Genomic DNA, 5,386 nt, shown 5'->3' on the forward strand with positions numbered 1-5,386 from the left:
TCGGCGTACTCGGCAGGCCGCTACGACCTCACCGTGCACGGGCCGAACGGCTTCCTGCGCACGTTCCAGGGGGACAACAAGGCCGCGGGCCCCGAGGTGACCGCCCGCCACGACGCGGCCACCGGCGGCCTCGCGCTCACGCTCACGAACCCGACGGCCGCGACGGTCCGGCTCACGGCCACCAACGCCTACGGCGGCGCCGCGAAGACGTACTCCGTGCCGGCCGGCGGGACGGTCCGTGCGAGCGTCGACCTGACGGGCACCCGGCGCTGGTACGACCTGAGCGTCGTCGCCGAGGGCCTCGACGGATACCTGCGCCGGCTGGCCGGGCACGTGGAGAACGGCACGGCGGGCGTGAGCGACCCGGCGATCGCCACCGTCTGAGGCCCTGCGCCCCTCCGCAGGCGCGGGCACCCGCGGAGGGGCGTACCTCACATCGGACGAGCCGGCCGGATTCCCGGGACGGCGCGATAGTGTGCCCGGGTGACGACGCAATCGAACACCCCTGCTGGCTGGTACCCGGATCCTCAGGGGACTCCCCAGACCCTGCGGTGGTGGGACGGTTCCCAGTGGACCGAGCACACGCACGCCGCGGGCGCCCAGGTGCCCCCGCAGGCCGCCCAGCCGCAGCCCCAGGCCCAGCCGGCGGCGCAGCCCCAGGCCGCCGCCCAGCCCGCGCAGGCCCAGCAGCCTCATGCGGCGCAGCAGCCCCAGCAGCAGCCCTTCGGCGGGCAGCCGCAGCAGCAGCTTTTCGGCGGGCAGCCGCAGCAGTCCCCGCAGTACACGGACCCGGCCCGGGTGCAGCACCAGGTGCAGCAGCAGGCCGGTGTCGCGCCGGGCGCGCAGGGCGGCGGCTCGCTGTTCACCGAGCCGGTCCTGGTCGTGAACCAGAAGGCCAAGCTGATCGAGCTGACCAACGAGTACAGCGTGATGGACCAGCAGGGACGTCCGCTCGGCACGGTCACCGAGATCGGCCAGAGCGGTCTGAAGAAGGCCCTGCGCTTCGTCTCCAGCGTCGACCAGTTCATGACGCACAAGCTGGAGATCCGTGACGCCTACGGGCAGCCGCAGCTCGTCCTCACGCGCCCCGCGAAGTTCATCAAGTCGCGGGTGATCGTCGAGCGCCCGGACGGCTCCCCGGTCGGCGAGATCGTCCAGCAGAACGCCATCGGAAAGATCAACTTCGGCATGATGGTGAACGGCCAGCAGGTCGGCGCGATCAAGGCGGAGAACTGGCGGGCCTGGAACTTCGCCATCGTGGACCACGCCGACCAGGAGGTCGCGCGGATCACCAAGACGTGGGAGGGCCTCGCCAAGACGATGTTCACCACGGCGGACAACTACGTCCTGCAGATCCACTTCCAGCTGCCCGAGCCGCTGCTCAGCCTGGTCGTGGCGACGGCGCTGACGGTCGACACCGCACTCAAGCAGGACTCGCGCGGATTCGGCTGACCGGACCCGGCGCCGCCCGGCGGCGCCGCCGCTTCATGGGTGTGGGCCCGTACCCCGGCCGGGGTACGGGCCCACACCCATGAACGGGCAAGCACGCGTCACGAGGCCCGCAGCACCACCGGTTCCGCCGGCTCCGGTTGGGCGGGCAGCGCGGGGAGCGGCACCACCGACCCGAGCACCTCGGCAGGGTCGGGCAGGGACGAGCGGGTGAGCAGTATCACGCCGCGGGCCGCGATCACGGCACCCGCCAGGGCGAGCGCGAGCCCCGCGATCCCGCCCTGCAGCCGTTCGCCGAGCAGCGAGAGGCCGATGACGGCGGCCGCCACCGGGTTCGACAGGGTCACCATCGCGAGCGGGGCGCCGAGTCCGCCCCGGTACGCGGTCTGGGAGAGCAGCAGCCCGCCCGCCGCGAACGCGGCCACGAGCACCGCGACGACGATCACCTGGACGTCGAGCAGGGGCCCGGACCGGTCGGTCACCGCCACCGTCACGGTCTGCGTGAGCGCGGAGGCCACCCCCGACGCGACGCCGGACGCGGTCGCGTGCCGCAGCCCCGGCCGGGCGCTGCGCCGGGCGAGCACGCCGATGAGCGCGGCCGTCGCGCCCGCCACCGCGAGCGCTTCCGGCAGCGAGAGCGTGTCGTCCGGCGCCGGACCGGTCGCCGTCACGAGCAGTGCGGCGAGGCCCGCCAGGGTCAGCGCGGTCCCGCGCCACTCGCCGCCGGTCACCCGCCGTCCGGCGAGCCGGGCGCCGAGCGGCACGGCCGCGACGAGCGTGAGCGCGCCGAGCGGCTGCACGAGGGTCAGCGGGCCGTACTTGAGGGCGGCCACGTGCAGCAGCGCCGCCGAGGCGTTGAGCCCGACCGAACCCCACCAGGCCCCGCTGCCGAGCAGACGGCCCACACCGGCGCCGCTCTGCGCGGTGCGGGACGCGAGCCGCTCCTGGGCCACGGCCGCCGCCGCGTAGGCCACGGCGGAGACGAGGGAGAGCGCGACGGCGATCACGGTGGCGCTCACCGCAGCGCTCCCGTCCGCGCGGGCGGCGGGGTGGTCGCGGCGGAGGCCGAGCCCGCGGTCACCTGGACGGGGATGCGGGTGGGCACCCGGTCGAGGACCTGGACCGCGGACAGCGCGTCGGGAGGCGTGCGGAAGTCCGCGTGCGCGGTCCACGGCGCGGGGCTGCCCGGCAGCTGCGCGGCGGCCGGCACGGCGGGGTGGGCCGGCGCGGGGAGCAGGTGGCGGCGCAGCCGGGGCGCGCCGACGGCGGCGGGCATGCGCAGCGCGGCCAGGGCGAGGGCGAGGAGCGCGGCGGCGACGAGCGAGTCGAGCCAGTAGTGGTTCGCCGTGCCGACGATCACGGCCAGGGTCAGGAGCGGGTGCAGCAGCCACAGCCAGCGCAGGCGCGAACGGGTCGCCGCGATCAGGCCGATCGCGACCATGAGCGCCCACCCGAAGTGCAGGGAGGGCATGGCGGCGAACTGGTTGGCCATCGTGTCGGTGTCCGGCTGTGCGGCGTAGACCGAGGGGCCGTAGACCTGCGCGGTGTCCACGAGGTGCGCGGCCGGCAGCATCCGCGGCGGGGCCAGCGGGAAGGACAGGTGCAGCACGAGCGCGGCCGCCGTCAGGACCGCGAGGACGCGCCGCGTCCACACGTAGTGGCGCGGGCGGCGCAGGTACAGGAAGACCAGGAGCGCGATGGTCGCCGGGAAGTGCACGGCCGCGTAGTAGGTGTTCGCGACGTGCACGAGCGTCTCGCTGTGCAGCAGGAGGCCCTGGACGGACCCCTCGCCGGGGAGGTGCAGGGTGCGCTCGAGGCTCCACACGCGGTCGGCGTTGTGGAAGGCCTCGTCGGTGTGGCCGTTCGCCAGCTGCCGGCCGAACTTGTAGACGAGGAAGAGTCCTGCGACCAGCAGGAGCTCGCGGACCAGCGGTGGCCGGGCGGTGCGGCCCGGCTCCGGCTCGGCAGGCTCGGTAAGGGAAGTCATCCCCCGGCCTCTTTTCATGACGACTGGGTGGTGCGTGATGGCTCTGGTGCGCTTGTGGCGCGCCGGTGAATGCGGCGCCAACCGCATTCATCGATACGCCAGTGTACCGATACGGAGGCGTACCGGTACACTGGCGTATCGATAGCGGATGTGATCTCATCGACACCGCAGGCCGCACCGCTACCGTGGACCCGACACGGACGTGGACCAGCGAGGGAGAGCAGAGTCATGACGGCGCGAGAAGGCTCCCTCCCCTGTGGACCGGCCGGCTCCCGACGTTCGAAGATCAGCGCCGAGCGCGCCCAGGAGCTCTACGACGCGATCCTCGACCAGCTGCGCGAGCACGGGTACGAGGCGCTCACCATGGAGGGCGTCGCCGCTCAGGCCTGCTGCAGCAAGTCCACGCTCTACCGGCAGTGGCGCACGAAGCCGCAGATGGTGGCGGCGGCGCTGCGTGCGGGCAGCTGCGTCAAGTTCCTCGCGGCGGACACGGGCAGCCTCGCGGGCGACCTGATCGCGGCGGCGGGGAACGCGGCGGAGCAGGCCACGCGGGACACCGCGCTGCTCCAGGCGCTCGGCCACGCGATCCTCCAGGACGAGGACCTCAAGCACGCGCTGCGCGAGGCGCTCGTCGACCCCGAGCTGGACTCGATCGGCGCGATGGTCGAGCGCGCGGTGGCCCGGGGCGAGGTCCCCGCCGACCACCCGATGCTGCCCTACCTGGCGGCGCAGCTCTTCGGAGTCATGCGCAGCCGCCCCATCCTGGAGGGGCGTCACGCGGACGCGGACTATCTGGTCCGCTTCGTGACGGACGTCCTCGTCCCGGGACTCGGTCTGGCCGTACCGGCACGGACCACCTGATCGGGAGACCGCCGGCCGCAGGGATGACCGGCCGGCGGTCTGCCCGCGCCGCACCGTGGGGACGGGGGCGGCGCGCACCCCCGGCCGGGCGGGCTTCTCCTTGAGCGGAGGGGAGCCCGCCCGGCCCTGTGTGTGTCCGGGGCTGGACGCGCCCGGCGGACGTCCTCGCCCTCGGACGTCCTCGCCCCCCAGGCGTTCTCGCCCGTCAGACGTCCTCGCCGCTGCCGCCCGTGCCGCCGCCGGTGATCCGCGACTCCTTGACGCCCTGCACGATCTTGTCGATGGCGGTGTCGTCGGGCCCCGCCGCCTTCTCCTTCGCCGTGCGCGGGACGTCCACGCCGATCCGCAGCACGATGAGCGTCTTCGGGTCGCGGGGCGAGGGGAACGCGACGGACTCCACCCAGGCGTCCAGGCGGGACTTGGTGTCCACCATCCACCGCACCCGGTAGCCCTGCCGGCCCGCGACCGTCACCTTCTTCGCCACCAGCTGGTCGTGCTGGAGCAGCCCGCCGTAGGTCTTGCCGCCGTAGGACGCCTCCGCGTTCTTGGCGATGTCCTCCTTCGCCGCCGCCTCGGCCGTCGTGGCGTCCAGCTTCAGGGACTTGGCGGACGAGGCCGACGCCCCGCCCTTCACGCAGGTCTTGCCGCTGTCGTCCGGGCACGCGTACGGGCCGGTCGTCGCACCGGCCCCGCCCGCGCCGTCCGTACCCGTCCAGCCCTCGAGCACCGGCAGCGCCACCCCGTTCGCCACGTCCGTCGCGAAGCCCTTGTCGAGCGGCTCCTGCGGGGCGTCCGGCTCCTGCGGGGCGCCGCTCTCGCCGCCCGCACCGCCACCGCCGCCGTCCCCGCCGTCCGGGCCCGGCGGCCGGGTCCGCTCCTTGGGGGAGGCCGACTCGCCCGCCACCGTGTCCGAGCCCCCGTCGCCGTCCGCGGTGAGCGCGTACACGCCGCCGGCTATCCCCGCGAGCACGGCCACCGCGACGCCCGCGGCGACCGCGATGCGTGCACGGTTGCGCGGCTTCGGCGGCAACTGCCCCGGATAGCCCGGGTGTCCGGGATAACCCGGCTGCGCGCCGTACGCCGGAAACG

General features: G+C 74.3%; 6 protein-coding genes. 3 read left to right on the forward strand and 3 right to left on the reverse strand.

Annotated features, from left to right (window positions below; genetic code table 11):
• Together GTW43_RS33920 and GTW43_RS33925 are read left to right on the forward strand one after the other, a co-directional pair.
• Positions 1–384 (forward strand): phospholipase domain-containing protein (locus tag GTW43_RS33920; RefSeq protein WP_161305811.1); only part of this gene is annotated, 384 nt, incomplete at its 5' end.
• A gap of 99 nt (positions 385–483) precedes the next feature.
• Positions 484–1,452 (forward strand): phospholipid scramblase-related protein, encoded by a 969-nt coding sequence (locus GTW43_RS33925; RefSeq protein ID WP_161305812.1) that lies wholly within the window; start codon positions 484–486, stop codon positions 1,450–1,452.
• Positions 1,453–1,550: 98 nt separating this feature from the next.
• On the opposite strand, the gene GTW43_RS33930 is transcribed toward GTW43_RS33925, so the two are convergent.
• Positions 1,551–2,468 carry a DMT family transporter gene (locus GTW43_RS33930; RefSeq protein ID WP_161305813.1) on the reverse strand — a complete coding sequence of 306 codons (918 nt, stop codon included), beginning with the start codon at positions 2,466–2,468 and terminating at the stop codon, positions 1,551–1,553.
• Positions 2,465–3,436: a phosphatase PAP2 family protein gene (locus GTW43_RS33935; protein WP_237536960.1), complete on the reverse strand. Its 972-nt coding sequence runs from the start codon at positions 3,434–3,436 to the stop codon at positions 2,465–2,467. The genes GTW43_RS33930 and GTW43_RS33935 overlap by 4 nt, the downstream gene beginning before the upstream one ends.
• A 228-nt stretch (positions 3,437–3,664) precedes the next feature.
• Between GTW43_RS33935 and GTW43_RS33940 the strand changes: the two genes are divergently transcribed.
• Positions 3,665–4,297 (forward strand): TetR/AcrR family transcriptional regulator, encoded by a 633-nt coding sequence (locus tag GTW43_RS33940; RefSeq protein ID WP_161305814.1) that lies wholly within the window; start codon positions 3,665–3,667, stop codon positions 4,295–4,297.
• Between the two features lie 205 nt (positions 4,298–4,502).
• On the opposite strand, the gene GTW43_RS33945 is transcribed toward GTW43_RS33940, so the two are convergent.
• On the reverse strand, positions 4,503–5,386 hold an 884-nt coding region (locus tag GTW43_RS33945), incomplete at its 5' end, for a hypothetical protein (RefSeq protein ID WP_343246199.1).

It is taken from the genome of Streptomyces sp. SID5785 (genome assembly GCF_009870065.1).
Taxonomy (GTDB): Bacteria; Actinomycetota; Actinomycetes; order Streptomycetales; family Streptomycetaceae; genus Streptomyces.